The organism is Streptococcus parauberis NCFD 2020, assembly GCF_000187935.1.
GTDB lineage: Bacteria > Bacillota > Bacilli > Lactobacillales > Streptococcaceae > Streptococcus > Streptococcus parauberis.
On record NZ_AEUT02000001.1, the window covers coordinates 61,403 to 77,616 of the forward strand.

General features: G+C 36.6%; 16 protein-coding genes and 1 pseudogene. 11 read left to right on the forward strand and 6 right to left on the reverse strand.

What is annotated here, in order from left to right; translation table 11 throughout:
• Positions 1-17: 17 nt before the first annotated feature.
• The 4 genes and pseudogenes from SPB_RS00380 to SPB_RS11620 all read left to right on the forward strand — a co-directional run.
• A complete protein-coding gene (locus SPB_RS00380) occupies positions 18-1,016 on the forward strand; it encodes an LTA glycolipid anchor biosynthesis glycosyltransferase, IagA/BgsA family (protein ID WP_003104452.1) in 999 nt (332 codons plus the stop codon).
• Position 1,017: 1 nt separating this feature from the next.
• Complete coding sequence (locus SPB_RS00385) at positions 1,018-2,349, forward strand: glycosyltransferase family 4 protein (protein ID WP_003103699.1); 1,332 nt, start codon at positions 1,018-1,020, stop codon at positions 2,347-2,349.
• Between the two features lie 342 nt (positions 2,350-2,691).
• On the forward strand, positions 2,692-4,638 hold the full coding sequence (thrS, locus tag SPB_RS00390) for a threonine--tRNA ligase (protein ID WP_003102812.1): 1,947 nt from the start codon (positions 2,692-2,694) through the stop codon (positions 4,636-4,638).
• A 555-nt stretch (positions 4,639-5,193) separates the two neighbouring features.
• Positions 5,194-5,280 (forward strand): annotated as a pseudogene (locus SPB_RS11620) (IS3 family transposase); the annotation flags it as partial.
• Between the two features lie 57 nt (positions 5,281-5,337).
• Here the strand turns inward: SPB_RS11620 and dhaQ are convergent.
• Entirely contained in the window at positions 5,338-6,327 is a 990-nt protein-coding gene (gene dhaQ / locus SPB_RS00395) for a DhaKLM operon coactivator DhaQ (RefSeq protein WP_003105411.1), read from the reverse strand.
• 8 nt (positions 6,328-6,335) lie between these two features.
• The gene (gene dhaS, locus SPB_RS00400; protein WP_003103591.1) at positions 6,336-6,875 is read right to left on the reverse strand and encodes a dihydroxyacetone kinase transcriptional activator DhaS; all 540 of its coding nucleotides are present in this window, start codon (positions 6,873-6,875) and stop codon (positions 6,336-6,338) included.
• A gap of 151 nt (positions 6,876-7,026) precedes the next feature.
• Here dhaS and dhaK point away from each other — a divergent pair, with 151 nt between their 5' ends.
• The 5 genes from dhaK (at position 7,027) to SPB_RS00425 (ending at position 10,907) form a co-directional block, all read left to right on the forward strand.
• Positions 7,027-8,016: a dihydroxyacetone kinase subunit DhaK gene (dhaK, locus tag SPB_RS00405; RefSeq protein WP_003102442.1), complete on the forward strand. Its 990-nt coding sequence runs from the start codon at positions 7,027-7,029 to the stop codon at positions 8,014-8,016.
• Positions 8,017-8,025: 9 nt separating this feature from the next.
• Positions 8,026-8,601, forward strand: coding sequence for a dihydroxyacetone kinase subunit DhaL (dhaL, locus tag SPB_RS00410; RefSeq protein ID WP_003105739.1), 576 nt, complete (start codon positions 8,026-8,028; stop codon positions 8,599-8,601).
• Positions 8,601-8,975 (forward strand): dihydroxyacetone kinase phosphoryl donor subunit DhaM, encoded by a 375-nt coding sequence (gene dhaM / locus SPB_RS00415; protein WP_003104071.1) that lies wholly within the window; start codon positions 8,601-8,603, stop codon positions 8,973-8,975. Before dhaL ends, dhaM begins: the two co-directional genes overlap by 1 nt.
• A gap of 12 nt (positions 8,976-8,987) precedes the next feature.
• Entirely contained in the window at positions 8,988-9,698 is a 711-nt protein-coding gene (locus SPB_RS00420) for an MIP/aquaporin family protein (protein WP_003106064.1), read from the forward strand.
• 186 nt (positions 9,699-9,884) lie between these two features.
• Positions 9,885-10,907: a DUF3114 domain-containing protein gene (locus tag SPB_RS00425; RefSeq protein WP_003105201.1), complete on the forward strand. Its 1,023-nt coding sequence runs from the start codon at positions 9,885-9,887 to the stop codon at positions 10,905-10,907.
• A 7-nt stretch (positions 10,908-10,914) separates the two neighbouring features.
• Here SPB_RS00425 and SPB_RS00430 read toward each other — a convergent pair whose 3' ends face one another.
• The 4 genes from SPB_RS00430 to SPB_RS00445 are packed head-to-tail and all read right to left on the reverse strand — an operon-like array spanning position 10,915 to position 13,902.
• Positions 10,915-11,562, reverse strand: coding sequence for an amino acid ABC transporter permease (locus SPB_RS00430; RefSeq protein ID WP_003104005.1), 648 nt, complete (start codon positions 11,560-11,562; stop codon positions 10,915-10,917).
• 14 nt (positions 11,563-11,576) lie between these two features.
• Complete coding sequence (locus SPB_RS00435; RefSeq protein WP_003104614.1) at positions 11,577-12,281, reverse strand: amino acid ABC transporter permease; 705 nt, start codon at positions 12,279-12,281, stop codon at positions 11,577-11,579.
• Between the two features lie 13 nt (positions 12,282-12,294).
• The gene (locus tag SPB_RS00440) at positions 12,295-13,110 is read right to left on the reverse strand and encodes a transporter substrate-binding domain-containing protein (RefSeq protein ID WP_003105408.1); all 816 of its coding nucleotides are present in this window, start codon (positions 13,108-13,110) and stop codon (positions 12,295-12,297) included.
• A gap of 12 nt (positions 13,111-13,122) precedes the next feature.
• Entirely contained in the window at positions 13,123-13,902 is a 780-nt protein-coding gene (locus SPB_RS00445; RefSeq protein ID WP_003102773.1) for an amino acid ABC transporter ATP-binding protein, read from the reverse strand.
• A gap of 247 nt (positions 13,903-14,149) precedes the next feature.
• Between SPB_RS00445 and yycF the strand changes: the two genes are divergently transcribed.
• Positions 14,150-14,860, forward strand: coding sequence for a response regulator YycF (yycF, locus tag SPB_RS00450; RefSeq protein WP_003102576.1), 711 nt, complete (start codon positions 14,150-14,152; stop codon positions 14,858-14,860).
• Positions 14,853-16,214 (forward strand): cell wall metabolism sensor histidine kinase VicK, encoded by a 1,362-nt coding sequence (gene vicK, locus SPB_RS00455; protein WP_003103813.1) that lies wholly within the window; start codon positions 14,853-14,855, stop codon positions 16,212-16,214. The genes yycF and vicK overlap by 8 nt, the downstream gene beginning before the upstream one ends.

The following is a 16,214-nucleotide window of genomic DNA, read 5'->3' on the forward strand; positions in this document are numbered from 1 at the left end:
AAGCTATAATAGAGGTTATGAGAGTCTTACTATATCTAGAAGCAGAAAAATACTTAAGTAAGTCTGGCATTGGCCGGGCTATTAAACACCAAGCTCGTGCTTTGTCATTAGTCGGACAAGACTATACTACAAATCCAGACGATAATTATGATCTAGTTCATATTAATACCTATGGTATTAACAGTTGGCTATTAATGAAAAAAGCCAAACGTTTAGGCAAAAAGGTGATCATGCATGGTCATTCAACCGAGGAAGATTTTAGAAATTCCTTCATTTTTTCGAATACCATTTCACCACTATTTAAAAAATATTTATGTTTATTTTATAAAAATGCAGATGCTATTATTACACCAACTGAGTATTCCAAATCCTTGATTGAAAGTTATGGCATCAAACAACCGATTTTTCCTATTTCAAATGGGATTGATTTGCGTCATTATGGAGCAAATCCTGATAAGGAAGCAGCTTTTAGGGACTATTTCAAAATTGAAAAAGGTCAAAAAGTTGTTATTGGGGCAGGATTATATTTTCTTCGCAAAGGTATTGATGATTTTGTTCGGGTGGCCCAAAAAATGCCAGATGTTCGCTTTATTTGGTTTGGGGAAACAAATAAGTGGATTATACCAGCAGAGGTTCGTCAGTTAGTTGAGCATAACCACCCTCAGAATCTTCTCTTTCCTGGCTACATTAAAGGTGATGTGTATGAAGGAGCAATGACAGCAGCGGATGCCTTTTTCTTCCCAAGTCGTGAAGAAACGGAAGGCATTGTTGTTCTTGAGGCACTGGCTAGTAAACAAAACATTTTAGTACGTGATATCCCTGTTTATAGTGGTTGGATTGATCAAGAGTGTGCTGAACTGGCTAGTGATGTGGATGGATTTGTTGAAGGCTTAGAAAGAATTTTTTCTGGTCAAGTTGATAAGACTCAAAAAGGATATCAAGTCGCTGAAAGTCGTAGCATCGAAAAAGTTGCGGCTCAATTAGTCGCGGCGTACCAAAAAGTAATGGAGTTGTAAGATGCGTGTAGGTCTATTTACAGACACCTATTTCCCACAAGTATCAGGTGTAGCAACCAGCATTCGAACCTTAAAGGATGAGCTGGAAAAACAAGGGCATGAAGTTTATGTCTTTACAACAACAGATAAGAATGTTAAACGCTTTGAGGATCCGACCGTTATTCGGCTTCCTAGCGTTCCTTTTGTGTCTTTTACAGATCGTCGTGTTGTTTACCGTGGTTTGATTTCTTCTTATAAAATAGCAAAGCAGTATGACCTAGATATTATCCATACGCAAACTGAATTTAGTTTGGGATTATTAGGTAAAATGGTTGGCAAAGCTTTAAGAATTCCCGTTGTTCATACATATCATACGCAGTATGAAGATTATGTTGGCTACATCGCAAATGGTAAATTAATTCGACCAAGTATGATTAAACCCATTTTAAAAGGGTATTTGAAGGATTTAGATGGAGTTGTTTGTCCCAGTCCGATTGTATTAAATTTGCTAGATGGTTACGAGGTAAAAATCCCAAAACGGGTCATTCCTACAGGGATACATTTGGAAAATTATGTCCGTGAAGATATTAGCCAAGATGATGTGAATCAGTTAAAAAGGGATTTAGGAATTGCTTCAGATGAGACATTTTTATTAAGTCTCTCTCGTATCTCTTACGAGAAAAATATCCAAGCTATTATTAGACAGTTACCAAATGTTATCAAGGAAAACAAAAAAGTCAAATTAGTTATTGTTGGAAGTGGTCCATATTTGGAGGACCTTCAATTATTATCTGAAGAGCTGGATTTAATTGACTATATTATTTTTACAGGTATGGTCCCACATGAAAAAGTAGCTCATTACTATAAGGCTTGTGATTTCTTTGTTAGTGCCTCAACAAGTGAGACACAGGGATTAACCTATATTGAAAGTTTAGCAAGTGGCAAGCCAATTATTGCTCATGGCAATCCTTATTTGGATGATTTGATTTCTGATAAGATGTTTGGAACCTTATATTATCATGAAGATGAACTGGCAGATGCTATTATAGATGCGATAATTGAAACTCCAGATATTGATCAGACCTTACTAGCAGAGAAACGCTTTGAGATTTCATCTGAACACTTTGGACAATCTATTTATACTTTCTATTTAGACACGATTATTGGTAAATCATCAAAAGATAGTAAAAAGTTATCACTTTATATGAATCGTGAAAAACGTGAACCCTTGAAATTGGTTTCGGGAGTTGCCTTTTTACCCAAGCGAGGAGTAAAGAACCCAGTTCTGACTCCAGCAAAAGTCGTCAAGGCACCACTAAAATTAGTAAATGCAATACGAGATTTCTTGGACTAATGAACTAAACCAATAAAAATCATATATAGACCTTGTATTATTTGAAAAAATTGATATAATAATTTTGAAGACATGTTATATTAGAGTTTATAATAAGCGAGTGCTGGGTGGTGAAAAGAGCACATATTCTAATTTAATACTCCTTCCATGATTTTATGCAAACATAAAAGGGTGGTTCCCTTATAACCAATCAGAGGTTCAAGATAGTTTTTGTCTTGGATGAATGAAGGTGGAACCACGCAACCGCGTCCTTTTTAGGATGTGGTTTTTTCTATTTTTATATAAAGTAGGGGTGGTCATTAAGATAGCTAATATTAAATTAAAGAATATAAGGAGAAAATGATGATTAAGATTTCGTTTCCAGATGGTGCAGTCCGTGAATTTGAAACTGGCGTAACAACATTTGAGATTGCCCAATCAATTTCAAATTCATTAGCAAAGAAAGCTTTAGCAGGAAAATTTAATGGACAATTAATTGATACAGTTCGTCCTATTACTGAGGATGGATCAATTGAAATTGTAACTCCTGATCACGAAGATGCTTTTAGTGTTCTTCGACACTCGGCAGCTCATTTATTTGCGCAAGCTGCAAAACGTCTCTTCCCAGAAATTCACTTAGGTGTAGGTCCAGCGATCACTGAAGGTTTCTATTATGATACTGACAACCAAGCTGGTCAAATTTCTAATGAAGATCTCCCTCGTATTGAAGAAGAAATGAAAAAAATTGTCAAAGAAAACTTCCCATGTATTCGTGAAGAAGTATCAAAAGATGAAGCACTAGATATCTTTAAAGACGATCCTTATAAAGTTGAATTGATCAGTGAACACGCTGATGACGCAGCAGGCCTCACTATTTACCGTCAAGGAGAGTTTGTAGACTTATGCCGTGGCCCTCATGTGCCATCCACAGGACGTATTCAAGTCTTCCACCTTCTCAATGTTGCGGGTGCTTACTGGCGTGGTAATAGTGATAATGCTATGATGCAACGTGTTTATGGGACTGCTTGGTTTGATAAAAAAGACCTTAAAGCTTACCTGACTCGTTTAGAAGAAGCCAAAGAACGTGACCATAGAAAACTTGGTAAAGAGCTTGATTTATTCATGATTAGCCAAGAGGTCGGTCAAGGTCTACCATTCTGGTTGCCAAATGGTGCAACTATCCGTCGGACCCTTGAACGTTATATCACAGACAAAGAACTAGCTTCAGGTTACCAACACGTTTACACACCACCAATGGCCTCAGTTGAACTTTACAAAACTTCTGGACACTGGGAGCACTACCAAGAAGACATGTTCCCAACAATGGACATGGGCGATGGTGAAGAGTTTGTGCTTCGTCCAATGAACTGCCCTCACCATATTCAGGTTTATAAAAACCATGTACATTCTTACCGTGAGTTGCCAATTCGAATCGCTGAGCTTGGGATGATGCACCGCTACGAGAAGTCAGGTGCACTATCAGGACTTCAACGTGTGCGTGAGATGACTCTTAATGACGGACACCTATTCGTCACACCAGAGCAAATCCAGGAAGAATTCCAACGTGCACTTCAATTAATTATCGATGTTTATGAAGATTTTAATTTAACAGATTACCGTTTCCGTTTGTCATACCGTGACCCTAAAGATACTCATAAATACTATGATAATGATGAGATGTGGGAAAATGCTCAAGCTATGTTAAAGGCAGCTCTTGATGAGATGGGTGTTGACTACTTTGAAGCAGAAGGTGAAGCAGCCTTCTATGGTCCTAAACTTGATATACAAGTTAAAACAGCCCTTGGGAATGAAGAAACCTTATCTACTATTCAGTTAGACTTCTTGTTGCCTGAACGTTTTGATCTTAAGTATATAGGTGCTGATGGAGAAGAACATCGACCAGTGATGATTCACCGTGGTGTTATTTCAACTATGGAACGCTTTACTGCAATCCTAATTGAAACTTATAAAGGAGCTTTCCCAACATGGTTAGCACCTCATCAAGTGACTGTTATTCCAATTTCCAACGAAGCTCATATTGACTATGCTTGGGAAGTTGCTAAAACTCTTCGTGATCGTGGAATTCGTGCTGATGTTGATGATCGTAATGAAAAAATGCAATACAAAATCCGTGCTTCACAAACAAGTAAAATTCCTTACCAATTAATCGTAGGGGATAAAGAGATGGAAGATAAAGCTGTTAATGTCCGTCGCTACGGAAGTAAGGCAACACATACTGAAAGCATCGAAGAATTTGTTGACAATATATTAGCTGATATTGCTCGCAAATCTCGTCCAGTATCAGAATAATATAAAAAAGAGACCCTATTGATGGGTTTCTTTTTTATGTTTTATGAAAGAAATATAATAATTTACATTATTTAAAATAAAAAATAGGAGAAAGTCTATTGAAGAAAAAAGGAAAGTTATGATAATTATTAGCAATTTAGTAATAGGGGGACTTTTGTTTTATAAAAATTAAGGTTACTTTATTAATATTAGGTCTTTTGTGTCTGATTTCTATCCCATTTATGACATAACCAAGGCTGTTCCTGGGGATTTGAATCAGGTGAAATGGTATTTTCATTTGAGGTTAAGGAAGTACATTCTCCATTAAGCGAGCAGACATATCTTCTGTGAGAGATAGAGAGCGCAGTAGTTAAATGCATATGAAGCAGCAGTAGATAAATCTGTAAAGATAAAACGTAAGCAAGTCAAGATATTGACGGTGGTGAAAGAAGGCCAAGCAATATCAGCTCAGGACGAGACTTTGGGTTTAGATAAAACAGCCTAGGATGCTCATCTTAATTAAGTAGCTCAAATCACAGGTATACCTGTTGAGGGTCGGATTATTAAAGAACAAGCTTTATAAATTATTACAACAATAAATGGATCAAAGTAAAATTAAAAGGACTTCGTCCTATGCAGTACAGAACTAAATCCTCAACTTAAAATATAATGTCCAACTTTTTTTGGGTCAGTAGGAATGGCTAGGAGTGGTTTTCAGCCTTACCAAGCGTATGCATTACAAGGTGCTTGTAAGTACTCAAGCCATTTTTGGTCTTTAATCCGGCAAAGAGTCACTGATACTCCAGTCAGATCAAGACTGGTCATATATTTGCCACTCTTAATGAAGGGGAGCTGGAGTCCTTCTACATCTAAAAGTTGAATGATATCATTTAAGAAAATACCTTGTTCTAAATCTGTAGCAGTACCTAGATTATTGACTAAAAGTATAAAGTGCTCATTTTCTTGCCAATGAAATTTGATTTGTAACTTGTTGATAATTTCGACAGCTAATTGTTCAGAAGATGAAAAGTCGACCTTGCGATAACCTTCTTCACCGTGAATGCCAATCCCATAGGAAATTTGATTCTCTTTTAAATCAAAAAGAGGAAGTGTTGCATTAGGCATGAATGCTGATTTTGTAGCAAAGCCAATCGTCGCAATTTCAGTCGCCAATTCAAAAGCAAGGTTCTCAATCTCTTCTAAACTGGCTCCATTTAAAGCAGCTTGCCCAAGTATTTTATGCAAGAGGATTGTTCCGGCAAGACCCCGATGACGCATCCGGAAATTCATTTTTGGATCAACGGAAATATCATCATGAGAAACGATGTATTTTACCAGAATACCTTCTTCTCGCGCAGACTTGATAGCAGCATGAAATTCACGAATATCAGCTTCAAAGTTTTTGATGATAACAAAAACGCCTTTTCCTTTATTTAAGAATCGCAGAGCTTCCAAGATATCTTGAGCTTTAGGCGGAGTGAACAATTGACCGTAGATAGCAGCAGTAAGCATGCCGTTGCCGACAAAGCCAGTATGTGCAGGCTCATGACCTGAGCCGCCTCCAGATAGAATTGGTATAATTGATGGGTCTTGGTGTCTGTTATAAATGACAGGTAGACCTTTTAATTTCGCCAGATGAGGATGTGAGGCAAGGACACCACTCATATACTGGGAAATCATTTCATCATAATGATTAAGTATTGTGACCATAGGTCCTCCTAGTTTCCTTTTAAAGAAAGTGTGATTATTTCTTTGATATACTTAGTTTGTGGATAAAAGTCATTTGTGGTGACATAGGTTTTAATGATATTAGCCAATGCTCGACCATGATAATATTTGAGAAATTCATGATAGTCACTTGCAATGGACAAATTTTCTTTTTGTTCAATTTCAGAAATGATTTTTTCAATTAGAATTAGACAATAGTTGCCGAAATAACTGTAAAAATCATTTTGATCTTTGATTGCAAAGAGTTGTGCGTAAAATAATTTGTTTTGTTCAAAGTAGAATAAAAGTTCATCTAACAACTGAAAACCAGTAATATAATTGAGATTATTGGTGATATGTTCATGCAGTTCAGTCTCAAAAATCCAATCTAAGAGCTCAAATTTATCAATAAAATGATTATAGAAAGTTTGTCTACGAATCCCAGCACGGTCCATGATATCAACGACGGATATCTTATCAAAAGGTTTATATTCTAATTCCTTTTTGAAGGCTTTGGCGATTCGTTTTTTTGTGATCAGTGACGTTGCCATAAGATTCCCTTTCTATCATTATCATCTCTATAATTATAGCTTATCAAAAGCCATTACAAAAGAATATGGACAAATTTATTTAATTGTCCCTTTTAAAAAAATCAAAGAACAGTTAAAATGAAAGCGTAAACAAAATTTTGGAGGTAATCTCGTGAAAAAAATCATGAATGACGCAAGTCAAATTGTTGATGATATGCTTAAAGGTTTATCCTATATGCATGGCGATCTAGTAACACGTTTAGAAGGCTTTGATGTTATTGTACGTAAAGCCGAAAAAAATGGTAAAGTTGCTATTATTTCAGGTGGTGGATCAGGTCATGAACCATCTCATGCTGGTTTTGTTGGAAAAGGGATGCTTTCAGCAGCAATCTGTGGAGCAGTTTTTACTTCACCAACCCCAGACCAAATTTTAGAAGCAATTAAAGCAGCTGATGAAGGTGCCGGTGTTTTCATGGTTATTAAAAACTATTCTGGTGATATCATGAATTTTGAAATGGCTCAAGAAATGGCTGAAATGGAAGATATTAAAGTAGCCAGCGTCATTGTCGATGATGATATTGCCGTAGAAGACAGTCTTTATACGCAAGGACGTCGTGGTGTTGCAGGAACAATTTTAGTCCATAAAATATTAGGATATGCTGCCGAAAATGGAAAATCACTTGAGGAAGTTAAAGCAATTGCTGATAAACTAGTTCCTAATATCAAAACAATTGGTTTAGCACTATCAGGAGCAACTGTACCAGAAGTTGGCAAACCAGGTTTTGTTTTAGAAGATGATGAATTTGAATATGGTGTAGGTATTCATGGTGAACCAGGATACAAAAAAGAAAAATTACAAGCTTCAAATGTATTAGCTAAAGAATTACTTGATAAATTGAGTTCTGATTTTGATATTCAAGAAGGACAATCTTTTGGACTTTTAATCAATGGATTAGGAGCTACACCTTTAATGGAACAATATGTTTTTGCTAATGATGTTGCTCACATCTTATCAGAAAAAGGCCTCGAAATTAACTTCAAGAAGATAGGCAATTACATGACTGCTATTGATATGGCAGGCTTGTCACTAACCTTAATTAAATTTGAAGACGTTGAGTGGATTGACGCATTAGCTGCCCCCGTAGAAACTGTAGCTTGGTAAGGAGTGCCTATGGACTTATTAAAAGTAAAAAAATGGATAAGTAATTTCAACAATAAAATTAATGATAACAAAGACTACCTCAGTCAATTAGACACACCAATTGGTGATGGTGACCATGGTGGTAATATGGCGCGTGGCATGGCGGCTGTTGTGGCTGAACTTGAAAGCAAGGAATTTGAGAGCAGTCAAGACTTATTCAAAATGGTGGCAATGCAACTTTTGAGTAAAGTCGGCGGGGCTTCCGGCCCCTTATATGGCTCTGCCTTTATGGGAATGGCTAAAGCCGACCAAAATCTGCCTTTAGCAGAAATCTTGTCGGAAGGCTTAGCTATGATACAAAAAAGAGGTAAGGCTGAAGTTGGGGAAAAAACCATGGTCGACATGTGGTCGCCAGTAGTCGATGCGCTTAAAGCTGGCAATTTGAGTCAAGAGGTGATTGATCAGGCATTAGAAGCAACTAAGGATATCAAGGCAACTAAGGGGCGTGCCTCTTATGTCGGTGAACGGTCGGTTGGTCATATTGATCCAGGGGCTTGTTCGTCTTCACTACTTTTCAAAGCCATGTTAGAAGCGGAGGTTGAATAATGTCTGAATTAGGAATTATCATTGTATCCCATTCAAAAAATTTGGCGCAAGGGATTGTCGATTTACTTGAGCAAGTTGCTAAGGATGTTTCAATTACCTACGTTGGTGGTAATGAGGACGGTGAAATTGGTACAAGCTTTGAACAAGTACAGGAAATCATTGATGATAACTCAGCTAATGATTTACTAGCTTTCTTCGATTTAGGTTCTGCCAGAATGAATTTGGAAATGGCGATTGATTTTTCTGACAAAAAAATTCAAATTATGTCTGTTCCGGTTGTTGAAGGGGCCTACACTGCAGCTGCTTTAATTCAAGCAGGTGTTGATAAAGCAGGTGTTTTGGAACAATTATGTGAATTAGAAATTAAAAAATAAGAGGAGTTAATAATGAACTTTATAGGTGAATTCCTAGGAACTATGGTCTTAGTTCTCTTAGGTGATGGTGTCGTTTCCGGCGTAGTTTTGAATAAAACAAAAGCACAAAACAGTGGTTGGGTCGTTATTGTTCTTGGCTGGGGACTTGCTGTAACTATTGCTGTTTACATGACTGGCTTCATGAGTGGGGCTCATTTAAATCCTGCTGTAACTTTAGCAATGGCTTCAATTGGTGCACTTCCTTGGGGACAAGTTCCAATTTACTTAATTGCACAAATGCTTGGAGCTATCTGTGGCGCAATTCTTTTGTTCTTACACTATTATCCTCACTGGAAAGAAACACCAGATTCAGCAAGCATTCTAGGTTGTTTTGCTACTGCACCAGCCATTCGTCACACATGGTCAAACTTCTTAGGTGAAGCACTAGGAACTGCTATTCTAGTCATCACTGTAATGGCTTTAGGTCCAAATAAATTATCATCAGGTTTTGGTGCTATGATTGTTGGTTTCGTAGTTATGGTTGTCGGATTTGGTTTGGGTGGCACAACTGGTTATGCAATCAACCCAGCTCGTGACCTAGGTCCACGTATTGCCCATGCTATCTTACCAATCCCAAATAAAGGCGATTCAGATTGGGGTTATTCATGGATTCCTGTTCTTGGCCCAATTGTTGGTGGGGTTTTAGGTGCCTTACTATATAATGTTATTTTAGGAATGATATAATTCAAAAAAAGCTGGGGTCAGAGTCTCAGCTTTTTTTAGAATTTTATATAAGAAGCAGGTGTTAATTGGGACGACAAAATCAAAATTCTCAGAATTACTGATTTCTGTCCACTCTTTTTCTTTTCATGTGTGATTTTTTAGGAAATAAGCTATAATAGAAAAAAACATTTTGGGAGGAGGAGTTCTATGGCAATTAAACCAATTGAAAAACGTTATCAGCAGTTACGCTTTTTGGCATCTATTGGTTGGACAAAAAAGGATTTAGCTTTAGTTAATGATTTTCCCGGAATTGATTACCGAATCGGCTCTCCTCTCTTTCTAACTTATTGGAACATTCATAAAACTGATAAAAATCCCAAATTTGTTTTACAATTTGTTTTGGCTATTGCCAAGCTTCCTAAAGAACTGACTGGTCAAATCGAAGAAACCAAGACTATTCTGCAACATTTCCATCCTGATTTAGAACCCAATCATTATTTTTGGGAAGAGTTTGCTGCGCAAGTTAATCAGGCCTTTCCAGAACGTAGTATTGGTAAGCCAGGAAAATTAGAAAAAGGACTTCACCAGTTTAGATATATCATCTCAAGTCAGCAAGCTCAGTATGTAAGAAATAATTTCAAAAAAGAAGGTATGACTGATGCCCAAGCTCTGGCCTCTTATTTAAGAAAAAAACGAGGGCCTTTTATTTGGCGAAAGCAAGTCGATTATTCTTTTAAAGAATCGTCACGTTTGCATAATAAATTGAAATTTGAAGATGGACAAGTGATTTTCCCGGATGATGAAATTTCCTATAATATTAAGCTTTTAATGAAATTCCATACGGAATTTATTCTGGACAGTTTTGGTAACTTTCTTAACGAAACAGACGCAGAATTAGTTACAGAACGTGGTGTAGTTAATGGTGCTAGTTTTAATTATGGAACAGAAGGTTTACGACACTGGGATTTAGATGTTGACCCAATCAGACGACATGATCCTCAATTTAGACGTGATATTTCAAAAGGATATCGTTCTCCAAAGCTAATTGTTAAACGATGGTATGATCGGGCAGCAGACGAATTTGATCAGTCCTATTTTAATGGCAAAGGATATTATGGTTATAAAGGTAGAAGTCCTTATCGTTATGTGAAAAAACAAAGTCAGTACTATAAGTGGAAAATAAGATTTCTTAAATTAGTGAATTTTAAAGATAAAAAAAGGATCCAATGATCCTTTTTTAGTTTGCCTGTGCCCATTTCTTGGCTAGGCGTCTTGATAGTGTTGAAATGATAAAATTGATTATAAAGTAAATTCCCGTAACCAAAGCATACAATGCGAAGACTTCTTTAGCCTGGAAGAATTTCCCCATTAAAATTTGACTCTTACCAAATAGTTCTTGTATCGCAATTACTGAATACAAGAGCGATGTGTCTTTGATAACAGTGACAAATTGAGAAATGATTGCTGGTAACATTTTGCGAATGGCTTGTGGAAAGACAATCAGAAGGAAAACTTGCGACGGCTTCAAACCTTGTGACAGTCCAGCTTCAGTTTGTCCATTGTCTACACCATTTAAACCGCCACGGACAATCTCTGCTAAAGCAGCTGAGGTGAAAACCGTAAAGGAAGTAATACCGGCAGGTGTTGATTTCATTTGAAAAACTAAGAAGATGATAAAAATCCAAAGTAAGTTAGGAACATTTCTGACAAATTCAATATAGATTCCAGAAATGACTTTAAATAACTTATTCTTTCCATTTCGCATGATTGCGAGAATTGTTCCAAAGATGGTTGATAAGATAATTGAAACGAATGAAATATAGAGTGTTAGGGCAAAACCTTTCAAGATAAAAGTAAGGTTGGCACCTGAAAATAATTCTGACATTTGCTTTCCTCCTATTATACTGAATAAGTTTTCTTGTTTTCTTCTTCTTTATGACGCGCCCAGTGAGCTAAGGGATAACATAAGATGAAGTATAAAATAGCAGCTCCAGCAAATGCTGGGACGTAGTTAGTTGTATCATATGCCCATGCTTTAGCAGTGAACATAATATCTGCACCGGAAATGATGGCAACAATTGAGGTATTTTTAATCAGGTTGACCACTTGGTTGGTCATTGGGGGTAAGATAGTTCTTAAGGCCTGTGGCAAAACGATTAGGCTCATCGTTTGTTCATATGTAAATCCCTGAGACAATGCCGCTTCGATTTGACCCCGAGGCACAGATTCAATTCCTGAACGAATAACTTCTGCGATATATGCGCCATGATAAATCCCGACACAGAGCACAGCGGTCATAAACGTCGAAATCATAAGGTGCCCGTGCGTAATAATGGCAAGTCCGTAAAAGACGAAGACTAATTGAACCAATAAAGGTGTATTTTGATATAGTTCAACGTAGATACGCGCGATAGTTCGAAAGCTTTTTCTTTTTGAGGTAGACATAGCTCCAAAAATGGTTCCTAAAATTAAGGCTAAGAGAAGTGCGCCAATGGACATGCCAAGTGTGTATAAAAAGGCTTTGAAGAAAATATCTAAATTTTGAAAGAAACTTTGCCATCTTGAAAGGGCAAAGGGACTGGTTACTACTGTTAAAATAGCCATAAGTGCTCCTTTCTTATTTGTCAGCCTTAGCTGGTTTTAAATGGTGCTTTTTATAAATAGCTTTAAGATGGCCATCTTTTTGCCAGTTACTAATTAAGTCATTAATGTAATTGGTAAGGTTTTTATTTGCTTTAGTACTTGCAATACCATAGGCCTGTTGGTTAAAACCATCGGATAAAATTTGTGTTTGCTTACTTTGATAACCAGTTAAGATTGATTTATCAACAGAAAAAGCACTAATTCTTGTTGAATATAAAGAGATAGCTAGTTCTGGGTAAGATCCTAATTGAACAAATTTGAAATGAAGATTGTTTGCTTTGCCAAATTCTTCAATAGCTACTTTAGTGGTTGATCCTTGAGCAACACCAATCGTTTTATTATTTAGTGACTTGATTGATTTAAAGCCATCAGACTTGTTGACTAAGAAACCGACTTCATCTAAATAATATGGTTTGGAAAAAGAGTAGTTTGCTTGGCGTTCAGGAGTAATTGTATAGGTTGCAATAATCATATCCAATTGTCCATTATCTAATAAGGCCTCACGAGTTTGTGCTGTAACCGCCGTAAATTCAGCTTTGACACCTAATGATTTAGCAATATCTTTAGCAATCTCGACTTCCATCCCCTCATACTTACCAGTGTCTGGACTGTAGTAGCCAAAGTTTGGAACGTCTTGTTTAACACCAACTCGAATAATTCCTGCTTTTTGGATCTTCTTGATTTCCTTAGAAGACAACCATTTGTTGCTGTCGGCATTCACTTGTTGAAGACTGGAGATACTCAATAGAACAAAAAGGAGTAGAGCCAGTAATTTTTTCAATTTACTCATCTAACTACCTCCTTAAGGTTTTGATATTTTCTTAGCCGGAATACGATCACTAGTATGATTGATAATTTTGCTTAAGAATTGCTGCGCCCGAGGCTCTTTCGGATGATCAAAGAAGCCAGCGACATCAGTAGTGTCTTCTAAAACCTCCCCATCAGCCATAAAAATTATACGGTCCGCAACTTCTCTAGCAAATCCCATTTCATGGGTCACGACAATCATATTCATCCCACCAGAAGCCAAGTTTTGCATAACAGCAAGTACATCCCCAATAGTTTCTGGGTCAAGCGCTGAAGTTGGTTCATCAAACAAGAGTAATTCAGGTTGCATTGCTAATCCTCGAGCAATTGCGATACGTTGTTTTTGACCACCTGATAACATCGAAGGGTAGGAATCTTTACGATCCCACATGTTAACAAAGGTGAGATACTTTTCTGCAAGTTCAAGAGCTTGTTTTTTAGGTAAACCTAAAACCTTTATGGGAGCTAAGGTAACATTCTCCAAAACTGTTTTGTGAGGATATAAATTGAAGTGTTGAAAGACCATTCCGACTTCCTTACGTAACTCGACCAATTCCTTGGCAGTTTTACTTGCAATTTCTTTGTTATTTACAACTAAACTACCAGATTCAATTTTTTCTAAGCCATTGATTGTTCTAATCAATGTAGATTTTCCGGAGCCTGACGGACCAAGAAGAACGACCACCTGGCCACTTTCAATACTCAGGTTAATATTTTTTAACGCATGGTAGTCTCCATAATATTTTTCAACATTTTTGAATTCAATTAGTGCCATAATGTCTCCTTCTGTTTTTGATTATGTCAGATTTTCTGACATAAAAAGTATTGAGGTAATTTTATCATAATTAGCCAACCATGTCAAAATTTTTAGAATATTTAGATTACAGTACTATTTTCTGTAATCTGATAGCTGCAATTGTCTTTTATAGTTGAAATTTGGTATAATCATATAGATATGAATATGAAGAGGCCAATAGTATCAAGCTTTTGGCAATTAAAAAATAAAATGTAGGAGTTATTTAATGAAAAAAGTTCTGATTGTCGATGATGAAAAGCCAATTTCAGATATCATCAAATTCAATTTAACAAAAGAAGGGTATGATACAATTACTGCCTTTGATGGGCGTGAAGCTGTAACTGCTTTTGAAGAAGAAAAACCTGACTTAGTTATTCTCGACTTAATGCTTCCTGAGTTGGATGGTCTTGAAGTAGCTAAGGAAATTCGCAAAACAAGTCATATCCCTATTATTATGCTTTCTGCTAAAGATAGTGAATTTGATAAAGTTATTGGGCTTGAAATCGGTGCAGATGACTATGTGACCAAACCTTTTTCAAATCGTGAATTATTAGCCCGTGTAAAAGCTCATTTACGAAGAACTGAGACGATTGAAACAGCAGTCGCAGAGGAAAATGCTATCTCTGGTACACAAGAATTAACTATCGGAAATTTACAAATTCTTCCGGATGCCTTTGTTGCCAAAAAATATGGTAATGAAGTTGAGCTTACCCATCGTGAATTTGAATTGTTGCATCATTTAGCAAATCACATTGGTCAAGTTATGACTCGTGAGCACCTGCTTGAAACGGTTTGGGGTTATGATTATTTTGGCGATGTTCGAACTGTCGATGTAACTGTTCGTCGTTTGAGAGAAAAAATTGAAGATACGCCTAGCCGTCCTGAATACATTTTGACAAGACGTGGTGTTGGCTATTATATGAAGGCACATGACTAATAATATTATAGGAAATTTATCCTTATTTGAACTATCGATTCTCTTACTTTTGATTTTTGTTGCCATTTACTTTGTACATTTGGCAGTTCGTGATTATCGTAATGCAAAAATCATTAAACAGATGAGTCAAAAAATTAGAGACTTAATCAATGGACGCTATACAGACGATATTAACTTGCGTGCTGATATGGAATTAATGGATTTATCTGAGCAATTAAATGATTTATCAGATGTTTTTCGGTTAACCCATGAGAATTTGGCCCAAGAAAAAAATCGTTTAGCGTCGATTTTGGCTTATATGACCGATGGAGTCTTAGCGACCGACCGTTCTGGTCAGATTTTGATGATCAATGAAACGGCTCAAAATCAGCTTAACATGACCAAAGAGCAAGCACTTAAAAAGAATATTACGGATTTGTTAGATGCTGATGAACCCTATACATATCGGGAGTTAGTTTCTAAAACACCAATTGTTACAATTAGTCGTCGTGATGAAACTGGAGAATTTAATTCGTTAAGGTTACGTTTTGCTTTGAATAGAAGAGAGAGTGGCTTTATTTCTGGTTTAGTTGTTGTAATCCATGATACAACAGAGCAAGAAAAAGAAGAACGTGAACGACGCTTATTTGTTTCTAACGTAAGTCATGAATTGCGGACACCGCTCACGTCTGTAAAATCTTATTTGGAAGCATTGGATGAAGGTGCCATAAAAGAAGATATTGCTCCAAGTTTCATCAAGGTTTCATTAGATGAAACAAACCGGATGATGCGAATGATAACTGATCTCTTGAACTTATCAAGAATTGATAATCAGGCGACTCGTTTGACGGTTGAGATGACCAATTTCACTGCCTTTATGACTTCTATCTTGAATCGTTTTGATTTGGTCAAAAACCAAAATACCATTTCAGGTAAAAGTTATGAGATTATTCGAGATTATCCAATTAACTCAATTTGGGTTGAAATTGATAATGATAAGATGACTCAAGTCGTTGAAAACATTTTGAATAATGCTATTAAATATTCACCTGATGGTGGTAAAATTACAGTTAAAATGAAAACAACTGATAATCAGCTCATTATTTCCATTTCTGATCAAGGATTGGGTATTCCGAAAAAAGATTTACCTCTTATTTTTGACCGCTTTTATCGGGTGGATAAAGCAAGAAGTCGCGCGCAAGGTGGGACTGGTCTGGGCTTATCAATTGCAAAAGAGATAATTAAACAGCATCAAGGCTTTATTTGGGCTAAAAGTGAGTATAGTAAAGGTTCAACTTTTACAATAGTCTTACCATATGATAAAGAAGCTGTTATGTATGATGATGTTGATGAATGGGAGGACGAAATCGACTAA

Coding starts and splice junctions, on each gene's coding strand:
- yycF (WP_003102576.1), top strand. CDS start 14,150: ATGAAAAAAGTTCTGATTGTCGATGATGAAAAGCCAATTTCAGATATC.
- dhaS (WP_003103591.1), bottom strand. CDS start 6,875: ATGGCAACGTCACTGATCACAAAAAAACGAATCGCCAAAGCCTTCAAA.
- dhaQ (WP_003105411.1), bottom strand. CDS start 6,327: ATGGTCACAATACTTAATCATTATGATGAAATGATTTCCCAGTATATG.
- SPB_RS00440 (WP_003105408.1), bottom strand. CDS start 13,110: ATGAGTAAATTGAAAAAATTACTGGCTCTACTCCTTTTTGTTCTATTG.
- SPB_RS00385 (WP_003103699.1), top strand. CDS start 1,018: ATGCGTGTAGGTCTATTTACAGACACCTATTTCCCACAAGTATCAGGT.
- dhaL (WP_003105739.1), top strand. CDS start 8,026: ATGGACTTATTAAAAGTAAAAAAATGGATAAGTAATTTCAACAATAAA.
- SPB_RS00445 (WP_003102773.1), bottom strand. CDS start 13,902: ATGGCACTAATTGAATTCAAAAATGTTGAAAAATATTATGGAGACTAC.
- SPB_RS00425 (WP_003105201.1), top strand. CDS start 9,885: ATGGCAATTAAACCAATTGAAAAACGTTATCAGCAGTTACGCTTTTTG.
- SPB_RS00435 (WP_003104614.1), bottom strand. CDS start 12,281: ATGGCTATTTTAACAGTAGTAACCAGTCCCTTTGCCCTTTCAAGATGG.
- SPB_RS00430 (WP_003104005.1), bottom strand. CDS start 11,562: ATGTCAGAATTATTTTCAGGTGCCAACCTTACTTTTATCTTGAAAGGT.
- SPB_RS00420 (WP_003106064.1), top strand. CDS start 8,988: ATGAACTTTATAGGTGAATTCCTAGGAACTATGGTCTTAGTTCTCTTA.
- SPB_RS00380 (WP_003104452.1), top strand. CDS start 18: ATGAGAGTCTTACTATATCTAGAAGCAGAAAAATACTTAAGTAAGTCT.
- thrS (WP_003102812.1), top strand. CDS start 2,692: ATGATTAAGATTTCGTTTCCAGATGGTGCAGTCCGTGAATTTGAAACT.
- dhaM (WP_003104071.1), top strand. CDS start 8,601: ATGTCTGAATTAGGAATTATCATTGTATCCCATTCAAAAAATTTGGCG.
- vicK (WP_003103813.1), top strand. CDS start 14,853: ATGACTAATAATATTATAGGAAATTTATCCTTATTTGAACTATCGATT.